This is a genomic window from Azospirillum sp. (assembly GCF_050789165.1).
Map to the genome: position 1 here is coordinate 1 of NZ_JBOZRT010000098.1, position 15,602 is coordinate 15,602.

Below are 15,602 nucleotides of genomic sequence, written 5' to 3' on the forward strand. Positions count from 1 at the left end.
CGGCGGCGATGGCCATGTTGGTGTAGACGAACAGGCTCATCCAGGCGGCCGGCACGTGGATGTACATGATGCGCACCGTCTCGCCCTGCTGGTAGTCGGGCGGCGAGGCGAGCAGGCTGAGGTACAGCCCCAGCACCAGCAGCACGACGGTGGCCCCCGCGCTCCACGGCAGGATCACGGCCGCGATGCGCAGAAAGCGGGCGGGGTTGGCGAAACGGTGCATGGGATCGTGTCTCCCTTCAGGCAGCGCCGAGCCGGATCATCGGGCCGGAGGCCGGAACGATGTGGGCGGCGAGCGCGCCGGCAACGTTTGAAGAGGCGGCGGCGAAGCAGGCGCGCGCCCGCTCCGTCGGCAGCACGCACAGCGCGGTGGACAGCGCGTCGGCCGTGGTGGCGTCGCGCGCGACGACGGTCACCCGGCGCGCCTCGTGGCTGCTGCGCCCGGTGACCGGATCGAAGATGTGGTGGTTGCGGCCGGACGCGTCGAACGGCGTGCCCAGCCCGCTGGAGGTGGCGACCGCCCGGTCGGCGAGGTCGAGGGCAAGGTCCTCGCCCGGCCCTTCGACGGCGACGCGCCACGGCGTGCCGTCGGCGCGGGGGCCGAGCGCGCTCAGCTCGCCTATGTTCACCAGCACATGGCGGAAGCCCTGGCCGCGCAGCAGGTCGGCGATGCGGTCGGTGACGTAGCCCTGGGCGATGCCGTTCAGCGTCACCGCCATTCCCGCTTTCGAGAAAAATATTCCCCGCGCGGAGAACGCCAGCCCGTCCATTCCCACCGCCGCGCGCGCCGCGACGACGGCGGCCTCGTCCGGTCCGGCCGGGTCGGCGCCGGGTGTGGCGAAGTGCCGGGAATGGAGGTCCCACAACGGCTGCACCGTGGGGTCGAAGGCGCCGCCGGACAGGGCGTGGACACGCCGCGCCGCCTCCAGCACCTCGACCAGCTCGGCCGGCGGGGAGTCCAGGCGGCCGTCGCGGTTGAGGCGGGACAGCGTCGAATCCGCCCGGAACAGGCTGAAGATGCGCTCCAGCCGCGCCAACTCGACCAAGCACAGCCCGATGGCGCGCGCCGCCTCCGCGCGCCCGGTGCCGTGCAGCGTCAGGCTGGCCTCGGTGCCCAGGGCGGTGCCGGCCCAGCGCACCGCGTCCTCGGCGCGTGCGCGGGGCGCCAGGCCGCTCAGGCCGGCGGCGGCGGCGATGGTCAGGAAGCGGCGGCGGGTCAGGCTCATGGGTGCCGGTCTCGGTGTGGATCGCACGCCGGCGATGCACATGGCGCGCCACCGTCACAGGCCGGCATGGCATGGGCGTTGCTATCCCACCCCGGTGCACCGCCCCAACCGCCTTCCCGCGAGCCCCCACCCGATGCCATCGGCCGAGCCAGAGACCGTCCCGCGCCGCTTCCGGCGATGCGCCGCGCTCGCCGCGCTGGCGCTGCTGCCGGCCGGTGCCGACGCGCTGGAGGCCTGGCGGTTCCTCGGCCCGCACGGCTACACGATCACCGCCCACTTCCCGCTGGACCGCAAGGTCCACGGCGTGGACGGCGCGCTGGAGATGATGATCGACGGCCGCATTCCCGGCCCGCTGCGCCGCGAGTACGAGCAGATGTACTGGTTCGGCACCACCGCCGTCCCGGCCGTCGAGCGCTCCGTCCTCGGCCAGTGGCTGATCCCGGCGCAGCTGCGCATCGTCGACCGCGGCGGCGACACGGTGGCGGAGCTTCCCCTCAATTCCCCATTCGCCAACCTGCTGCCGGTGGCGCTGACCTCGACGCGATCCGACGAGTTCCTGGTGCTGGTGCACCAGGGCGGCTTCGGCTCCTTCAACGGCACCCTGGGCGTGGCCATGGCGGTCGTCGACGGCCGCATCCGGCCGCTGCGCGCCATCGACACGCTGACCGGCGAGGAGCTGCCGGTCGAGCTGCAGCACGCCGGCACGTCCGACTGGCGCATCCTGCCCGGCCCGGCCGGCGCCGAGATCCTGCAGCTGTCCTGCACCCCCGACGACGTCAGCGAGGAGGGCTTCCGCGAGATCTACGGGCTGTACCGCTTCGCCCGCGGCGCCTGGACCTACGAGACGCGTCTTGACCGCGGCTACTGCACGTGGCACGGCGAGTTTCCCCCCCGCGAGCTTTTCCCCTGAGCGAAGGCCATGCTGGACCAGATCCTCGTCAATCCCGCCGTGCAGAGCGGCCTGCTGCCCCTGGTACTGGCCCTCGTGCTGTGTCTGGCGGCGCGCCCTCTCCGGCTGCGCTGGGGCGCCGCCGTCGCCATGGGCGTGGCCTACCTCGCCTCGCACCTGATCACGCTCGGCCTGCCGCCGCTGCCGCCGGTGTCGGCGCAGCAGAAGCTGCTCTACGTCGCGGTCGGGCTGCTGGCGTTGGGCGTCGCGCTGGACGCCGCCCACGCGCGCCAGGCGCCGCGGGTTGCGGTCATGGCGCTGGCGCCGGTCGCGGCGCTGGTGTGGCTGGCCCTGCCGGTGCTGATGCGCGGCGGGGCCATGCTCACGTGGCTGGAGCTGGCCGGGACGGCGCTCGGCGCCGTCGTGTTCATGGCGCGGCTGGAGCGGCAGGCGGACAAGGGCGTGACCCTGCCGGTCACCCTGGTCGCCGCCGCGGTCGGCACCGGCGTGGTGGCCCTGCTCGGCGGCTCGGCGTCGATCCTGCAATTGGCGCTCGCCGTCGCGGCGGCGACCGGCGGCTATCTGCTGGCCAACTGGCCGCGCCAGCGCCAGCCGGTCGGCGTCGCAGTGCTGGGGCTGGCGGCGCTGGTGCCGGTGCTGGCCGGTCAACTGCTGCTGTTCACCAAGGCGTCCCCTCTGGCGGTGGCGCTGCTGCTTCCCATCGTCTTCGCCGACGCGCTGGCCGACCGCGCGCCGGTGCCCGCCGCGCTGCGTCCGGTGCTGCTGGGCGCGCTGTGCCTCGTCCCGTTCCTGCTGGCGGTCGCCGCCGCGTGGTTCGGCGCCGAGACGCCGGGCGCCTACACCGGCTGATCCCCTCCCCCACGGAAGGTTCCACCATGAGAATCCCCGCCCTTCTCGCCGCCGGCCTGCTCGCCGCGTTCGTCGCCCCGGCCGCCGCGCAGGAGCACGTCCACCAGGAGCGCGCCGCCTACCAGGATCCCTGGATCAAGGGCACCCCCACCGACCCCAGCGAGGAGTGGCTGATCGCCTTCGGGGGCCGCATGTACGACCAGTGGGCGGAGATCCTCGACCAGAACCTGCCGGCGCGCACGCACGTCTCCTACCCCAAGGGCGGCCCGGCCAAGGGAGCCGACACCTGGCGCTGCGTGGAGTGCCACGGCTGGGACTACAAGGGCGCCGACGGCGCCTTCAAAACCGGCCCGCACGCCACCGGCATCAAGGGGATATCCGGCATGGCCAGCGCCGACCCGGAAGCGGTCGTGGCGATCCTGCGCAACGCGACGCACCGCTACACCCCCGACGTGATGCCGGACGCCGCGGCCCGCCGCCTCGGCCTGTTCGTCTCCAAGGGGCAGGTCGACACCGCGCGCTTCATCGACCCGGCCACGGCGAGGTTCAAGGGCGACCCGGCGCGCGGCAAGGCGATGTTCCAGAACCTCTGCGCCACGTGCCACGGCTACGACGGCAAGGCGCAGAACTTCGGCAGCTCCAGCGCTCCGTCCTACGTCGGCACCGTCGCCGTCGAGGACCCCGCGCGCCTGCTGCACAAGATCCGCAGCGGCCGCCCCGGCGAGGCCATGCCGGCCAACATCTGGATGGAGCCGGAAACCCTGGCCAACCTCGGCGCCTACGCGCAGACGCTCGACACGAAGTAGTGCGGCAATCCGTCTCCGCCCGAGGGATGACAACCCGGCCGTGCATCTCTGCCCTCTGGGTCATGGAGGCGGCCGGGCGCTTTTGTTAATCTCTGGTCAACCAAACGAGCCGTTCGGCAAGGAACCGGGCTCATGGGAGGAAACGGTGGAGGGTTAGCGATCCAACCCCGGCCATGACGGCCGGCTTCGGCCGTCCCGGCGCGTTCCGTCATCGGTGTCCCGACGGAGCCGGGCCGGGGTTGGACCCCTTCCCACCGTTCCGCACACGACCAGACGCACGAGAGCACGATGCCCCACCCCGCGCCGGAGCCGGCCCTGGCCGATCTCCTCGACGACCCGATTCTGCACCTACTGCTGGAACGCGACCGGATTTCCCACGACGGCCTGCGCGACCTGATCGACACCGTGCGAGAACGGCTGCGCGCCCGCACCTGCGACGGGATGCACTGAGCGGGGAGCTTCCAGTCCCCTCACTCCCGGCTCAGCGCCATCACCACGTCGAGGATCTTGCCGTTCGCCTGCTCGACGCTGCGGATGGCCGCCTTGACGTCGCCGGCCTTCGCCAGAGCCTGGGCGGCGTCGGCCAGCCTGGCGGCGTCGTCGCGGGCGGCGATCAGGCGGGCGCGCTGCGGCGCGGCCAAGCCGGAGTCCAGCGCCCGCGCGATCAGCTCGCGGTTGCCCTCGAAGCGCGCGGTCTCGAAGCGCAGCTCGTCCTGCGGCGTGCGGAAGACGCGGCTGTAGGTCACCGTGTCGTTGGAGCGCAACCGCACCACCGCCGCCTCCAGCTTGCCGTGCGCCTCGACCAGCGGGCCCAGCGCGTCGCGCGGCTTGCCGGCGTCGGCGAGCGTGCGCGCCTGCGCCACCAGCGCCTCCACCTTCGGCATGTCCACCACGCTGGCCAGCGCCGCGCCCTTCAGCCGCACCGCCTCGCCCAGCGCCTCCCTGTAGACGCCGACGCCCTCCATCAGCTCGCCGACGCGGCGGCGGCTTTCGGCCTGGACGACCGCACCGTTCGGCCCGGCCGACAGGTTGTTCTGAGCCAGATGGCGCAGCGCCGCCGACAGCAGCTGGTCGGCCTCCGGCCCCTTGCCGGCCTTCACCGCCTCCTCCGCCTGACCGCGCAGCCGCAGCGGCTCGTCCAGCGACCCGCCGAGCGCGCGGGCGCGCTCGATCAGCTGGTCCACGAAGCGGAACTTCTGCGGCAGCAGGTCGCGCGGCGGTTCGGCGGCGTGCGCCGCGGCCGCCAGAAGGGCCACCGCGACCGCCGTCACGCACCCAGTCCGCCTCGTCCGATCCTTCATCTTTCCTCTCTTCAATGCTTCAAACCGACGCCATGGCTCAGGGAATGTTGGCGCAGGCCGACTTCATCCAGTCCTTGCCGTAGGTGCCGCTGGTCGGGCCGCAGTCGGTGTCGGCCCATTGGCCGCTCTTCTTCCAGTTCCGCACCCGCAGGATGGCGCCCATGTAGTACGGCGCCCGATAGTAGCGCTTGCCGGAGAAACTGACGCTGGTCCCGGCCGCCAGCCCGACCTCCGGCCCGACGTCGTTCAGGTTGGCGAGCAGCGCCTTGTTCTTCCAGCCGTGCGGCACGCCGACGTGGCAGTAGGTGCACCTGAACTTGCTGGTGTTGCCGCTGTTCACGTTGGCGATGCGGTCGTTGTGGTAGGCGTGCAGGTTGCCCTTGCCGGTGTTGTTGTCCCAGAAGCCGCTGCGCACCGAGGCGTTGGCGCTCGTGTAGTCGGCCGCCTTGTGGCAGTGGAAGCACAGGTCGTTGGTGGCGCCCGAGCCGGTGTTGTCGCTGAACGGCGCCTTCAGGATGAACTTGTTGCCCGAACCGTGCGGCCCCCAGGGGTTGCCGTTCTCGTTGGTGCCGGTGTTGCCCTCCGGCTTCACCGTGCCCGCCGTCGTCACCGAATTGCCGTGGCAGTCGGTGCAGTACATGGTCTGCGTTCCCACCGCCTTGCTGAACGGGCCGAGCCAAGTGTTGGCGCTCATGCTGTTGCGGGTGGTGACGTCGCGGCCGGTGGGCGTCATCACCGGATGCCAGGAGCGGTGGTTGTTGGTCACGCCGCCGGTGCCGGTCTGCTCACCCTTGTCGTTGGTCGGCCCCTGGAACTCCATCGCCTGATTGGTGTAGAGCGTCGAACCGGTCCAGGTGCCGCCGTTCTCCGACTGCGTGAAGTACTGCGTCGTGCCGCCGCTCGACGAGCCGAGGATCGGCGGGTTGGTGCCGTAGGCGTAGTTGGAGTGGCACTTCAGGCAGATCTGGTACTCGCGCGTGACGTAGGTCTGGTCGACGTCGGTGGCGATGCTGACGCCGGGGTCGCCGCGCTTCACCGTGAAGCCGGTCGGGTTGTTGCCGAAGGCGTTGGTCAGCGTCCCGCCGTAGGTCGGCTCGACGCCCCACGACCCGCGCAGCGCGCCGGAGATGATGTTGGAGTGCGCGGTGCTGCCGGTGTCGTCGTGGGTGTGCGTGCCCGCCGTGCCGGTGGAGCTGGAGCCGTCGAACTGCTTGGCCTTGCGCACGCGGTGCGGGTTGTGGCAGTCGGCGCACTCGACGTGGCGGTCGCCCAGCCTGGCCTGGGTCTCGATGCCGTCCTTGCCGGACAGCGCGGCACCGGTGCCGATGTCGTGCGCCTCGGTGCCACCGGTGTTGATCGGCATGTGCGAGCCGGGAGCGCCCATCTCGAAATCGGTGCGCACGTTCGGCACCTCGGTCACCGTGGTCAGCACCGTGTTGCCCGACGCCGAATGGCAGGTGTAGCAGACCTCCTCCGACTTGGCGTTGCCGGCGCCGTCGGCGCCGCCCCGCAGCAGGCGGCGCGCGCCCTGGATGGTGTGCGTGTCGTGGCAGTTCAGGCAGCTCGCCTGCCACACCTTGGTGCCGCGCGGGAAGCCGCGCGCGTCGGCCGCGGCGTCGGTGTACTGTTCGATGGCGGACGTGCTATTGGCGTGGGCGCTCTCCGCATAGCCTTCCTTGGTGTGGCAGGCCAGGCAGATGATGTCGTTGGTGACGTTGAAGGTGGTGCCGCTGGGCGGCGCGTTCTTCTGCGTGCGGTTCAGGCGCAGGAACTTGCGGTTGGCGTCGGCGGGGTCGTAGAGGTGCGGGTCGTGGCAGGTGGTGCACTGCATCTGCCCGTTCTCCAGCGGCAGCGTCGGCCGATAGCCGATGGCGCGGCTGTCGATCAGGCGCGGAGCGCCGCCGGACTGGGTGGGCGTGCGCAGTTCGCCGTCGCGGGTGGCCAGCGCGTCGTCGTAGGTGAAGGAGATCGGGTGGTCGTTGGTCAGGTCGGTGCCGAGGCGGCGGGTGTAGCCGCTGGTGGCGCCGCTGCCCACCGGCATGCAGCCGGCCGAGCCGTCGGCGCAGGTCGAGGTGCCCTGCATGGTTGCGGTTTGATTGGGCTTGCCGTTCAGCACGCTGATCTGGCCGATGGCCAGCGTGCCGTCGTGGCACGACAGGCACAGCTTGGAGCTGCCGCCCGGCTGGCCCAGCCCGGTCGCGTCCAGCGAGGACGAGCTGTACGGCGTGTAGGTCTGGGTGGACAGCTTGCGATTCCACAGCGGGCCGGCCGCCGCGCCCTGGGCGTCCTTGGTGGCGGCGTGCGGCGTGTGGCAGAAGACGCAGACCTGGTCGACGTCGGTGGAGCGCACGGTGTTGCCGGCCGGGGCGTTCTTCGACAGGTTGTGCTTGGTCTGACGGATGTTCGACCCGGTGGTCTGCGCCATGGCGTCGGACGGCAGCGCCATACTGGCCAGCGCCGCCAGCAGCAGCAAAACCAACGCGAACAGGCCGCGGCTGAGGCGCCGTATCCCCTGGGCAGCATCGCTCGTCAGTATTGGCACGTGTGTCCGGACCACCGTCGTCGTCCCATTCTTGCTCGCATCGGGCCGTCTTGAAGACAGCCCGACATTCAGTTCATGCAAGAATGGTTCCCCCTGCCCGCGGAGCGTCGCACCGACCTTTTCTAGCGGCGCATTCCCGTGTTCGGGAATGCGCCCCGGTCACATTTCCTGATATCGGAGACGGCGGGTGTACAGGAAGCGCCTTAAGCCATGTGATGGCGGAACGTCAGTTGGTGCTCGGTGGTACCCGGTGCGGCACGACGCAACGAGACCGCCCGGAATCACATGTGAACGCTGAAATTCCCATGCGGAACCCGGGCAAACAGGCGGTTGAACTCGCCGCCGTCCATGTGGACCAGCGTCTCGTGATCCCCGCCCTCGAAGTAGACGTCCGGCTGGGCGGCGAGGCTGTCGTCGATGATCATGTCCATGCCGTAGGCCGCACCCGTCACCGGCACCGCGCCGCGGGCGCAGTCGCGGAACAGCGCCTGCATCTCCGGCTCGGCCGCCAAGTGCAGGTGGCGGTTGGTGCGGGCCTCCAGCTCGGCCATGCGGATGTGATGGGTGGCCGGCAGCACCGCCAGCAGGTAGCCAATCTCGTCCTTCAGGACCACCCCCTTGGCAAGGCAATCGCCGGGGATGTGGCTGGCCTCGGCCGTGCGCAGGGACGACTCCGTGGGCGCATGCCGCATCAGGTCGTAGTGCGCGGTGTTGTGGTCGAGGAACTGTTCCATCGTGATCGCGATGCCCATGGCGTGACCTCCCCATACAGGAACGGAGCCGGTGATCGGCTCCGTGACTCTAGGCCCGTTCGGGAAGGCGCGGAAGGACACGTCAGTGGAGGGCCGCCAGCTCGGTCACCACGTTGGCGCCGCTGCGCGCCAGCTCCTCGGCGCGGACCACAAAGTCCATGCGGCCGGAAAAGCCGCCGCGCTCCGCCACCGCGTGGATCCAGGCCGGCGCGGTGCCCAGGCCGATGAGGCGCGCGATCATCTCGTTGGTGGTGCGCAGCGACAGCGCCCCGCTGCGTTCGTCGCGCGGGGCGTGCACCATGAAGGTGGCGCCCGCCTCGGCCCGGCGCGGGAAGCCGGCCATATAGACGCCGAAGCACATGCTCTCGCACGAGGCCTCGGCGCGCACCTGGGTGGTGATGCTGCGGCCGGCGGAGCGGGCGCGCAGCATGGCGTCCACCATGGCGAAGCCGGCCTTCACGTAGCCGCCGGGACTGTCCAGCTCGACCACCACCGGGCGCGAGGCCGGGGTGGCGTCCAGCGCGTCGATGAAGTCGGCGGCGACGTCCGGGGTGATGACACCGCTGACGCGGACCACCGTGCGCTCCCCCTCCAGGGAATGGCGGACCGTGCCTTCCATCTCCGCGGCCTGTCCGGCGCACGGCAGCAAGGCCAGCAGGATGACGGCGGAGAGCAGGCGGTGCATCGGAAACCCCCAAGGTTGGATCGTGCGGCGATCCTAGGGGGAGCGGCGGTGCCGCCGCTGTGCAGCGGCCCACACTCGGAACGTGTTGCGCGAAGGGAGCACACGCGGAAGGGCGAAGTAACGCCTTTGACGGCTCGGGGGGCGGGCTCGGCCCGGTGTACTATGCGGCGTCTCATACGCTTGCCGGAGGCCGCCATGACCGGGGTGCGGATCGCGTTCGACAAGGAACTCGTCCTGGCCGGGCATTTCCTGCTCAAGCACCTGGAGCGCGAGGAGCTGAAGCGGCTGGCCGCCAGCGCCCGGCTGTCGCACCATCCGAAGAACGCCACCATCTTCCAGAAGGGCGATCCCGGCGACAGCATGATGGCGGTGATCCGCGGCCGGGTGAAGATCTGCTCGCACTCGCTGGACGGCAAGGAGCTGGTGCTGAGCATCGTCAACAAGGGCGGCGTGTTCGGCGAGATCGCGCTGCTGGACGGCGAACCGCGCACCGCCGACGCGGTCGCGCTGGAGGAGACCGACCTGCTGGTGCTCGACCGCACGCAGATCATGCCGCTGCTGACCGACCGGCCGGACGTGGCGTTCCGCATCATCGGCGTGCTGTGCAAGCGCCTGCGCGCCACCAGCGAACACCTGGAGGACACCCTGTTCCTCGAGGCGTCCTCGCGCTTCGCCCGCGCGCTCAAGCGGCTGGGCGCCGCCTTCGGCAAGCCGGGGGCGGACGGGGTCAAGCTGGACATCAAGCTGTCGCAGCAGCAGCTGGGCTGCCTCGTCGGCGTGTCGCGCGAGAGCGTCAACAAGCTCTTGAACGAATGGCAGCGCGCCGGGGTGATCCAGATGACCAGCGGCTACATCACCATCCTCGACGCCGGCGCGCTGGAGGAACTGTCGGAAACCTGCGACTGAGTGTGGCGCGCGCCACAGCCGGCCCTGGCGCCGGGCGGTAGCCTTCTCCCCGTGACGTCGATCACCGACCGAGGGAGACCACGATGATCCGCCCGTTCCTCCTGCCCGCCGCCGCCCTGCTGCTCACCGCCGGTTCGGCCGCCGCGCAGGACATGGGCGGCATCGGCTTCGCCCCCGGCGGCCCGTCGGCCGCCAACCTGGCGCAGGCCTTCGCCCAGCCGGCCCGCATGCCGGTCTTCGCCAACCCGCAGAAGCGCGGCGCCGCTCCGGGCGCCATGGTCACCAACCCTGGCGTGAGCCGCTCGCAGATGCACCAGCAGTCGATCACCAAGATCCGCGGCGACGCGGGCCTCCTGGGCGGCTTCAACAAGGGTCAGGCACTGGCCGTCAGCCGCCAGCCTCCGCCGCCGGAGATCGTTCCGAACTTCACCTTCATCGACGCGCCGTTCATCGTCAACAACGTCAACAGCGCGCTGAACTTCACCGTCGGCGACGGCAACGTCAGCGAACAGGGCATGGCGCAGACCCGGACCGGCGGCCCGGCGGTCCCCACCCCGCCGCACCCGCCCGAGGCGGTGCAGCAGCCGAAGGTGCCGGCCGGGCCGAAGCCCGACCCGCTGATGAGCAACCTGGGGCCGCTGCCGCACCTGCCCTACGCCCTGCAGAACGGCGGCGTGACCTTCAACAACGTCAACAGCGCCACCAACATGGCGGTGGGCGTGGGCAACACCGCGGTTCAGAAGGTGCGGACGGTGCAGAAGTGAGGCGCATGAAAACGCCCCCTCGCCGGCGGGCGAGGGGGCGTCAGTTCAAGTCCCGCGCCACCCGGAATCCGTTGTTTATATATCGGACGTCCACGTCGTAGAAGTTCCGCGCGGTGTCGGTGATCTCCGCCAGACTGTTGCGCCAGGCTCCGCCGCGCAGCACACGCTTGCGGCAGCTGCCCTGGAGCCACGGGCTGCCGTCGCTGGGTGCGCCGGCGTAGTCCTTGTTCCAGCAGTCGGCCACCCACTCCGCCACGCCGCCGTTCATGTCGTGCAGGCCGAAGGGGTTCGGCTTGAAGCTGCCGACGTTGGCCGGCGTCAGATGCTCATACGTGCCGCCGCAGTTCTGGCAGCTGGCGTAGGTCGCCGGCTCGCCGCTCCACCAGAACGGGCCGGTGGTGCCGGCGCGCGCCGCGTACTCCCACTCCGCCTCGCTGGGCAGGCGGTAGCGCTGGCCGGTCTTCTGGCTGAGCCACTTCACGTAGGCCTGCGCGTCGTCCCAGTGGACGTTGTAGACCGGCGTGTTCTCGGTGGCGTTGGTCATCCGCGGCATGTCGGGGCAGCCGCCGCCCTGCACGCAGGCGCGCCACTCGCCGACCGTCACCTCGTAGGCGCCCAGCGCGAAGGGCTTGGCGATGGTGACGCGGTGCACCGGGCGCTCGGAGCTGTCGCCCTTGTCGCTGCCCATCATGAAGCTGCCGGCCGGTACCCGCACCATGACCGGGCAGCCGGGGCAATCGAAGAAGCTGTTGCCCGGCCCGTGCGTGCGCGCCGTGCCGTTCGGCGTGTTGCCGGGCGGCGGCGGCGCGGCGGCCGCGACCTGCTGCGGCTCCGGTGTCGGCGTGGGCGGCGGAGCCACGGCGGCGGCCTTCGGCGGGGGCGGCGGCTCGTGTTTCAGCAGGGAGGCGGCGACGAAGCCCTGCGTGCCGTCCTCCAGCGTCACATGGACCCAGGCACCGCCCGGCACCCTGCCCTGCACCTGGACGGCGGAGCCGCGCCCGGCGCGGCCGACGCGGGCGGCGCCGTTCGACGGCGTGGCGCGCAGCACCGCGTCGCTGGCCACGGTGTAGCGGCCGGGCTCCATGGGGTCGAGCTTCGGCACGCCCAGCGCCGCGACCTCGGTGCGCGCGGGCTCCCTGGGCGGCTCGGGAGCGCCCGACGAGCCCGAAACCGCCGTATCCGGCCTTTGCGCCATCTCCGGCGCTTTCGGTGCCGGCGCGGTCTCGCTCTGCTGCTTGCGCGGGCCGAGCTTTTCCAGCTGCTGGCGGGCCAGCGCGGCGTAGCCGCTCTTGCCGAACAGGCGCAGGAAGGAGTCGTAGTCGGCGTGCTCGGTGCTCGACTGGATCCGCTTCCAGACCGTCTCCTCCATCTCGGCCACCGGGACGGTGCCGGGCTCGACCACCTCCACCACGACCTTGGCGGTCGCCGTGCCGCCCTTACCGTCGTCGGCGGTGTAGCCGAAGGTGCCGGCCGGCCCGGGCGGCGCGCGCTCGGGGTCGAAGACCAAGCCGGTCAGCGCCTCGATGCTCAGCTTGTCGCCGACCTTCACAGCGGCGGCGCCGTTCTTCACCTTGCCGCGCTCGGGCACCGCGGTGACGGTGATGGTCAGCGGGTCGCCGTCGGGGTCGACCGGCGCCTCGATCCGCATCGGGTTGGGCACGGCCTTCAAGGTGCGCTCGGCGACCAGGGCGGGCGGCTGGTTGCTCGGCTTGATGGTGATCGGCAGGGCGCCGCGCACGTTGGCGCCGTGGCCGTCCATCACCGTGAACTCGAACGAGCCGGCCTCGCCGCGGAAACTGGCGTCCGGCTTGAAGCTGGTGGCGGCCAGCTGGTCCACCGTCAAATAGTCGCCGATCAGCACGCTGCGCTCGCCGATGCCCACCGTGCCCCCCTTGGGCAGTCCGGTGACGCGGGCGAACAGCTGGTCGTCGTCGGGGTCGGTCGGCCGGCCGATGCGCAGCGGCTCGGCCGGCGCCTTGTCGAGCACGGTGAGCGGTTTCAGTTCGCCGATCACCGGCGGGCGGTTCGGCGGGCGCGGGTTGAAGTAGAACGGCGTGGCGCCGAGCGAGCCGTAGATGAACGGATCCTGCCGGCCGTCGGTCGCCTCCTTCACCGTGTCGCGCACGTTGCGGAAGAACAGGCTGAGCTCCAGCCCCGGCGTCTGCAGGTGCTTGAGCAGCGCGGCGGTGTACGGGCTGTGGTCGCCGGTGCCGTCCTCGGCCAGCTGGTCGGCGCGGGTCGCCATGGCGACCAGGGTGTCGCTGGGCGTGTCGTCCACACGGCCGAAGCCGGGCTGCGCCTGGATGCGGGTGGTGCCGGTGCGGGTCAGACGGTCGACGAACGGGTTGTTGCGGCAGGCGTCGAGGATGAGGATGCCGAGCTTGCGCGCCTGCCCCAGCTCGCCCAGCGGCAGGTTCAGCGGAATCGCCTCGTAGACGAGGTCGCGCTCGCGCTCCAGCTGGGCGTCGGACGGCAGCAGGTAGTTGACGCCCGACACCTGGATGCCGTGCCCGGCGTAGTACAGCACCGCCACGTCCGCCTGCGAGGCGCGGATGCCGAACTGCCGCAACGTGGTGGCGAAGCCGCGGGCGTCGAGGTCGTACGCCTCCTCGACCGTGAAGTCGAGCTTGCGCAGCGCCTCGCCGATGGACTGCGCGTCGTTGCGGGGGTTCACCAGCTCGGGCGCCGACTGGTACTTGCTGACGCCGATGACCAGCGCGATGCGCTTCTCCGGGCCGGTGGACGGAGCGCCCTTGCCGCCCGCCGCCAAGGCCCCGCCGGCTGCGACGAGCAGCACCGCCAGGACAAGGAGGCACCGTCCGCATCGTCCGATCATTTCCGCCTCCGTGCGCAAGGAGACCCGCCGGGCCGTTCCCAGCGCCGATTGATCGGCTTTACGGAAAAGGCAACCGATGAATCGAAAAGAGCTGTGGAGCGGCGGCTGGACGCAAGAAACGTATCGGTATGCGCTGGATGTGCCAAGCCGTTCCTTCAGTCTAACCCCTATAACAGCGGCCACGCACCTTCCGAGGGATTAACCCTTTTTCTTTTCAGCCGGGTCGCCGCAACGTTCGGATGAAGAATAAGCCGGTTCCGCGTCATCGACGACCAGCCAGATGCGCACGGTCTTGGTCTTGCCCTTCAGCGCCACCTCACCGACCGGCAGCACCGCCACGCGGTCGCGCACCGCCTGATACGTCGGGTCGCCGATGATGATCTTGCAGTGACGGGACGAGCGGGCGTCCACCGTCTTGCCGTGCGCCTCCAGCCGCGCCGCCGTGTTGGCGGTATCGCCGAGCAGCGAGTACTCGGTGTGGCGCAGCCCGCCCAGGCTGCCGGCGACCACCGGGCCGGTGTGCAGGCCGACGCGGATGCCCACCGCCGGCAGCCCCTCCGCCTGCCATTGCCCGTTCAGCGTCACCAGCTCGCGGCCCATCTGCAGGGCGCACTGCACGGCGCGCTCGGCGTCGGCGTCGATCTGCGCCTGGGTGGTGCGGGCTACGGGCGCGCCGAACACCGCCAGCACCGCGTCGCCGACGAAGCGCAGCACCACGCCGTCGTGCGCGGTGACGATCCGCACCATGGCGTCCAGATAGCCCTCCAGCCAGCGGATCAGCGGCTCCGGCTCCAATGCCTCGCAGATGGTGGTGAAGCCCTCGATGTCGGAGAACAGCACCGTCGCCGTCAGCTGCTGCGGGCGCGGGCGGTTGCCGGCCATGAAGGTGGCGCGCTCGCGCCAGATCTCCTCGGCCACCGGCTGCGAGACGTGGTTGGCGAACAGCTGCATCAGCACCCGCCGGTCGGCGCGCTCGCGCAGGGATTGGTGCGCCGTCATCGCCGCGATGCCGACCAGCCACGCCACCGACGGCGCCATCAGCGGCACCAGCGGCCCGCCCGCGGCGAACAGCGCCGTGCCGCCGGCCCAGGCGCCGGCGAGGATCAGCACGCTCGCCCCGGCCAGCAGCCACAGCGGCCAGCCGGCCATGGCGAGGCCGACGCCGGCCGCGCTCATCGCCGCCACCAGCGCGGCCTCGCTGCCGAGCGACAGGCGCGGGCTGACCCGGCCGTCGAGCATCTGGGCGAGGATGTGCGCCTCGATCTCGACGCCGGGCGTGGAGGAGCTGGCCAGCGACAGCGGCGTGCGGTGCTGGTCGATGCCGGCCAGCGCGGTGCCGATCAGCACCACCTTCCCCGCCAGCCAGTCCTTGGGCAGCACCGGCACCGCCTCGGCCGAATAGACCGGGAAGGGCGGCGTGGACGGGTTGGGGCGGCCGTGCCAGTCGATGCGGAACGGCTCGTCCGGCACCGTGCCGCCGGCGATCCGCGCCAGCTGCGCCGGCAGGCTGGGCGTGCCGTCGGGGCCGTAGGGGACGTGCCAGCGCACGGTGGCGTCCAGCGGGTCCTTGGCGAGGTTGGCGTGGCCGCGGCGCAGCTCGCCGGTGAAGGAGTCCAGGAAGGCGCGCTGCTGATCGGTCAGCGGCGTGTGGTTCAGCGCGGTGATCGCCACCACCGGCACCGGGGAATCGCGCAGCGCGGTGTGCAGGCGCTCGTCCAGCGCGGGAAAGGTCGGCTGGTCGAACAGGATGTCGATGCCGATGGCGCGCACCCGCGCCGCGGCGAGCTGCTCGACCAGACCGGCCAGGAATCCGCGGTCGACCGGGGAGCGGCAGGCCAGCGTGGCGAAGCTGTCCTCGCCCAGCACCACCAGGGCGACGCCGGGGTGCTGCGGTTCGGGCGGGCTGGCGTGGGCGATCAGCAGGTCGCCGAAGGTCTCGTCGGCCGAGCGCAGCGGCGGCACCAGCCGCGTCATCGCCAGCGACAGCGCCGCCGTGCCGAGGATGATGGCCGCCACCAGCCACGT

14 protein-coding genes are annotated in these 15,602 nt (G+C 71.3%); 6 read left to right on the plus strand and 8 right to left on the minus strand.

The window, feature by feature from the left end:
- Positions 1–223, minus strand: a 223-nt coding sequence (gene ccsA / locus ACRWK7_RS21870; protein WP_431858415.1) for a cytochrome c biogenesis protein CcsA, incomplete at its 3' end; no start/stop codon positions are given.
- 16 nt (positions 224–239) lie between these two features.
- Positions 240–1,226: an FAD:protein FMN transferase gene (locus ACRWK7_RS21875; RefSeq protein ID WP_431858416.1), complete on the minus strand. Its 987-nt coding sequence runs from the start codon at positions 1,224–1,226 to the stop codon at positions 240–242.
- A gap of 133 nt (positions 1,227–1,359) precedes the next feature.
- Between ACRWK7_RS21875 and ACRWK7_RS21880 the strand changes: the two genes are divergently transcribed.
- The 4 genes from ACRWK7_RS21880 to ACRWK7_RS21895 all read left to right on the plus strand — a co-directional run bounded on the left by ACRWK7_RS21880 (position 1,360) and on the right by ACRWK7_RS21895 (position 4,241).
- A complete protein-coding gene (locus ACRWK7_RS21880) occupies positions 1,360–2,136 on the plus strand; it encodes a hypothetical protein (RefSeq protein ID WP_431858417.1) in 777 nt (258 codons plus the stop codon).
- 9 nt (positions 2,137–2,145) lie between these two features.
- Positions 2,146–2,985, plus strand: a complete 840-nt coding sequence (locus tag ACRWK7_RS21885; protein ID WP_431858418.1) for a hypothetical protein — start codon at positions 2,146–2,148, stop codon at positions 2,983–2,985.
- A 26-nt stretch (positions 2,986–3,011) separates the two neighbouring features.
- Positions 3,012–3,791 (plus strand): c-type cytochrome, encoded by a 780-nt coding sequence (locus ACRWK7_RS21890; RefSeq protein WP_431858419.1) that lies wholly within the window; start codon positions 3,012–3,014, stop codon positions 3,789–3,791.
- Between the two features lie 288 nt (positions 3,792–4,079).
- Positions 4,080–4,241, plus strand: a complete 162-nt coding sequence (locus ACRWK7_RS21895) for a hypothetical protein (RefSeq protein WP_431858420.1) — start codon at positions 4,080–4,082, stop codon at positions 4,239–4,241.
- A gap of 20 nt (positions 4,242–4,261) precedes the next feature.
- Here ACRWK7_RS21895 and ACRWK7_RS21900 read toward each other — a convergent pair whose 3' ends face one another.
- The 4 genes from ACRWK7_RS21900 to ACRWK7_RS21915 form a co-directional block, all read right to left on the minus strand.
- Positions 4,262–5,062 (minus strand): hypothetical protein, encoded by an 801-nt coding sequence (locus tag ACRWK7_RS21900; RefSeq protein ID WP_431858421.1) that lies wholly within the window; start codon positions 5,060–5,062, stop codon positions 4,262–4,264.
- Between the two features lie 67 nt (positions 5,063–5,129).
- On the minus strand, positions 5,130–7,634 hold the full coding sequence (locus tag ACRWK7_RS21905; protein ID WP_431858422.1) for a cytochrome c3 family protein: 2,505 nt from the start codon (positions 7,632–7,634) through the stop codon (positions 5,130–5,132).
- 281 nt (positions 7,635–7,915) lie between these two features.
- Entirely contained in the window at positions 7,916–8,386 is a 471-nt protein-coding gene (locus ACRWK7_RS21910) for an aminoacyl-tRNA deacylase (protein ID WP_431858423.1), read from the minus strand.
- Positions 8,387–8,468: 82 nt separating this feature from the next.
- Positions 8,469–9,071 (minus strand): ATP-dependent Clp protease proteolytic subunit, encoded by a 603-nt coding sequence (locus ACRWK7_RS21915; RefSeq protein WP_431858424.1) that lies wholly within the window; start codon positions 9,069–9,071, stop codon positions 8,469–8,471.
- Between the two features lie 195 nt (positions 9,072–9,266).
- Between ACRWK7_RS21915 and ACRWK7_RS21920 the strand changes: the two genes are divergently transcribed.
- Both ACRWK7_RS21920 and ACRWK7_RS21925 read left to right on the plus strand, forming a co-directional pair.
- Positions 9,267–9,977, plus strand: coding sequence for a Crp/Fnr family transcriptional regulator (locus ACRWK7_RS21920; protein ID WP_431858425.1), 711 nt, complete (start codon positions 9,267–9,269; stop codon positions 9,975–9,977).
- 83 nt (positions 9,978–10,060) lie between these two features.
- Positions 10,061–10,741: a hypothetical protein gene (locus tag ACRWK7_RS21925; protein WP_431858426.1), complete on the plus strand. Its 681-nt coding sequence runs from the start codon at positions 10,061–10,063 to the stop codon at positions 10,739–10,741.
- A gap of 40 nt (positions 10,742–10,781) precedes the next feature.
- On the opposite strand, the gene ACRWK7_RS21930 is transcribed toward ACRWK7_RS21925, so the two are convergent.
- Positions 10,782–13,577 carry an SUMF1/EgtB/PvdO family nonheme iron enzyme gene (locus ACRWK7_RS21930; protein ID WP_431858427.1) on the minus strand — a complete coding sequence of 932 codons (2,796 nt, stop codon included), beginning with the start codon at positions 13,575–13,577 and terminating at the stop codon, positions 10,782–10,784.
- Between the two features lie 198 nt (positions 13,578–13,775).
- Positions 13,776–15,593 (minus strand): CHASE2 domain-containing protein, encoded by a 1,818-nt coding sequence (locus ACRWK7_RS21935; protein WP_431858428.1) that lies wholly within the window; start codon positions 15,591–15,593, stop codon positions 13,776–13,778.
- Positions 15,594–15,602 lie beyond the last annotated feature (9 nt).

Excerpts from the sequence above, each read along its gene's own strand:
- ACRWK7_RS21895 (WP_431858420.1), top strand. The coding sequence starts at position 4,080 with ATGCCCCACCCCGCGCCGGAGCCGGCCCTGGCCGATCTCCTCGACGAC.
- ACRWK7_RS21910 (WP_431858423.1), bottom strand. The coding sequence starts at position 8,386 with ATGGGCATCGCGATCACGATGGAACAGTTCCTCGACCACAACACCGCG.
- ACRWK7_RS21880 (WP_431858417.1), top strand. The coding sequence starts at position 1,360 with ATGCCATCGGCCGAGCCAGAGACCGTCCCGCGCCGCTTCCGGCGATGC.
- ACRWK7_RS21930 (WP_431858427.1), bottom strand. The coding sequence starts at position 13,577 with ATGATCGGACGATGCGGACGGTGCCTCCTTGTCCTGGCGGTGCTGCTC.
- ACRWK7_RS21875 (WP_431858416.1), bottom strand. The coding sequence starts at position 1,226 with ATGAGCCTGACCCGCCGCCGCTTCCTGACCATCGCCGCCGCCGCCGGC.
- ACRWK7_RS21925 (WP_431858426.1), top strand. The coding sequence starts at position 10,061 with ATGATCCGCCCGTTCCTCCTGCCCGCCGCCGCCCTGCTGCTCACCGCC.
- ACRWK7_RS21915 (WP_431858424.1), bottom strand. The coding sequence starts at position 9,071 with ATGCACCGCCTGCTCTCCGCCGTCATCCTGCTGGCCTTGCTGCCGTGC.
- ACRWK7_RS21890 (WP_431858419.1), top strand. The coding sequence starts at position 3,012 with ATGAGAATCCCCGCCCTTCTCGCCGCCGGCCTGCTCGCCGCGTTCGTC.
- ACRWK7_RS21920 (WP_431858425.1), top strand. The coding sequence starts at position 9,267 with ATGACCGGGGTGCGGATCGCGTTCGACAAGGAACTCGTCCTGGCCGGG.
- ACRWK7_RS21885 (WP_431858418.1), top strand. The coding sequence starts at position 2,146 with ATGCTGGACCAGATCCTCGTCAATCCCGCCGTGCAGAGCGGCCTGCTG.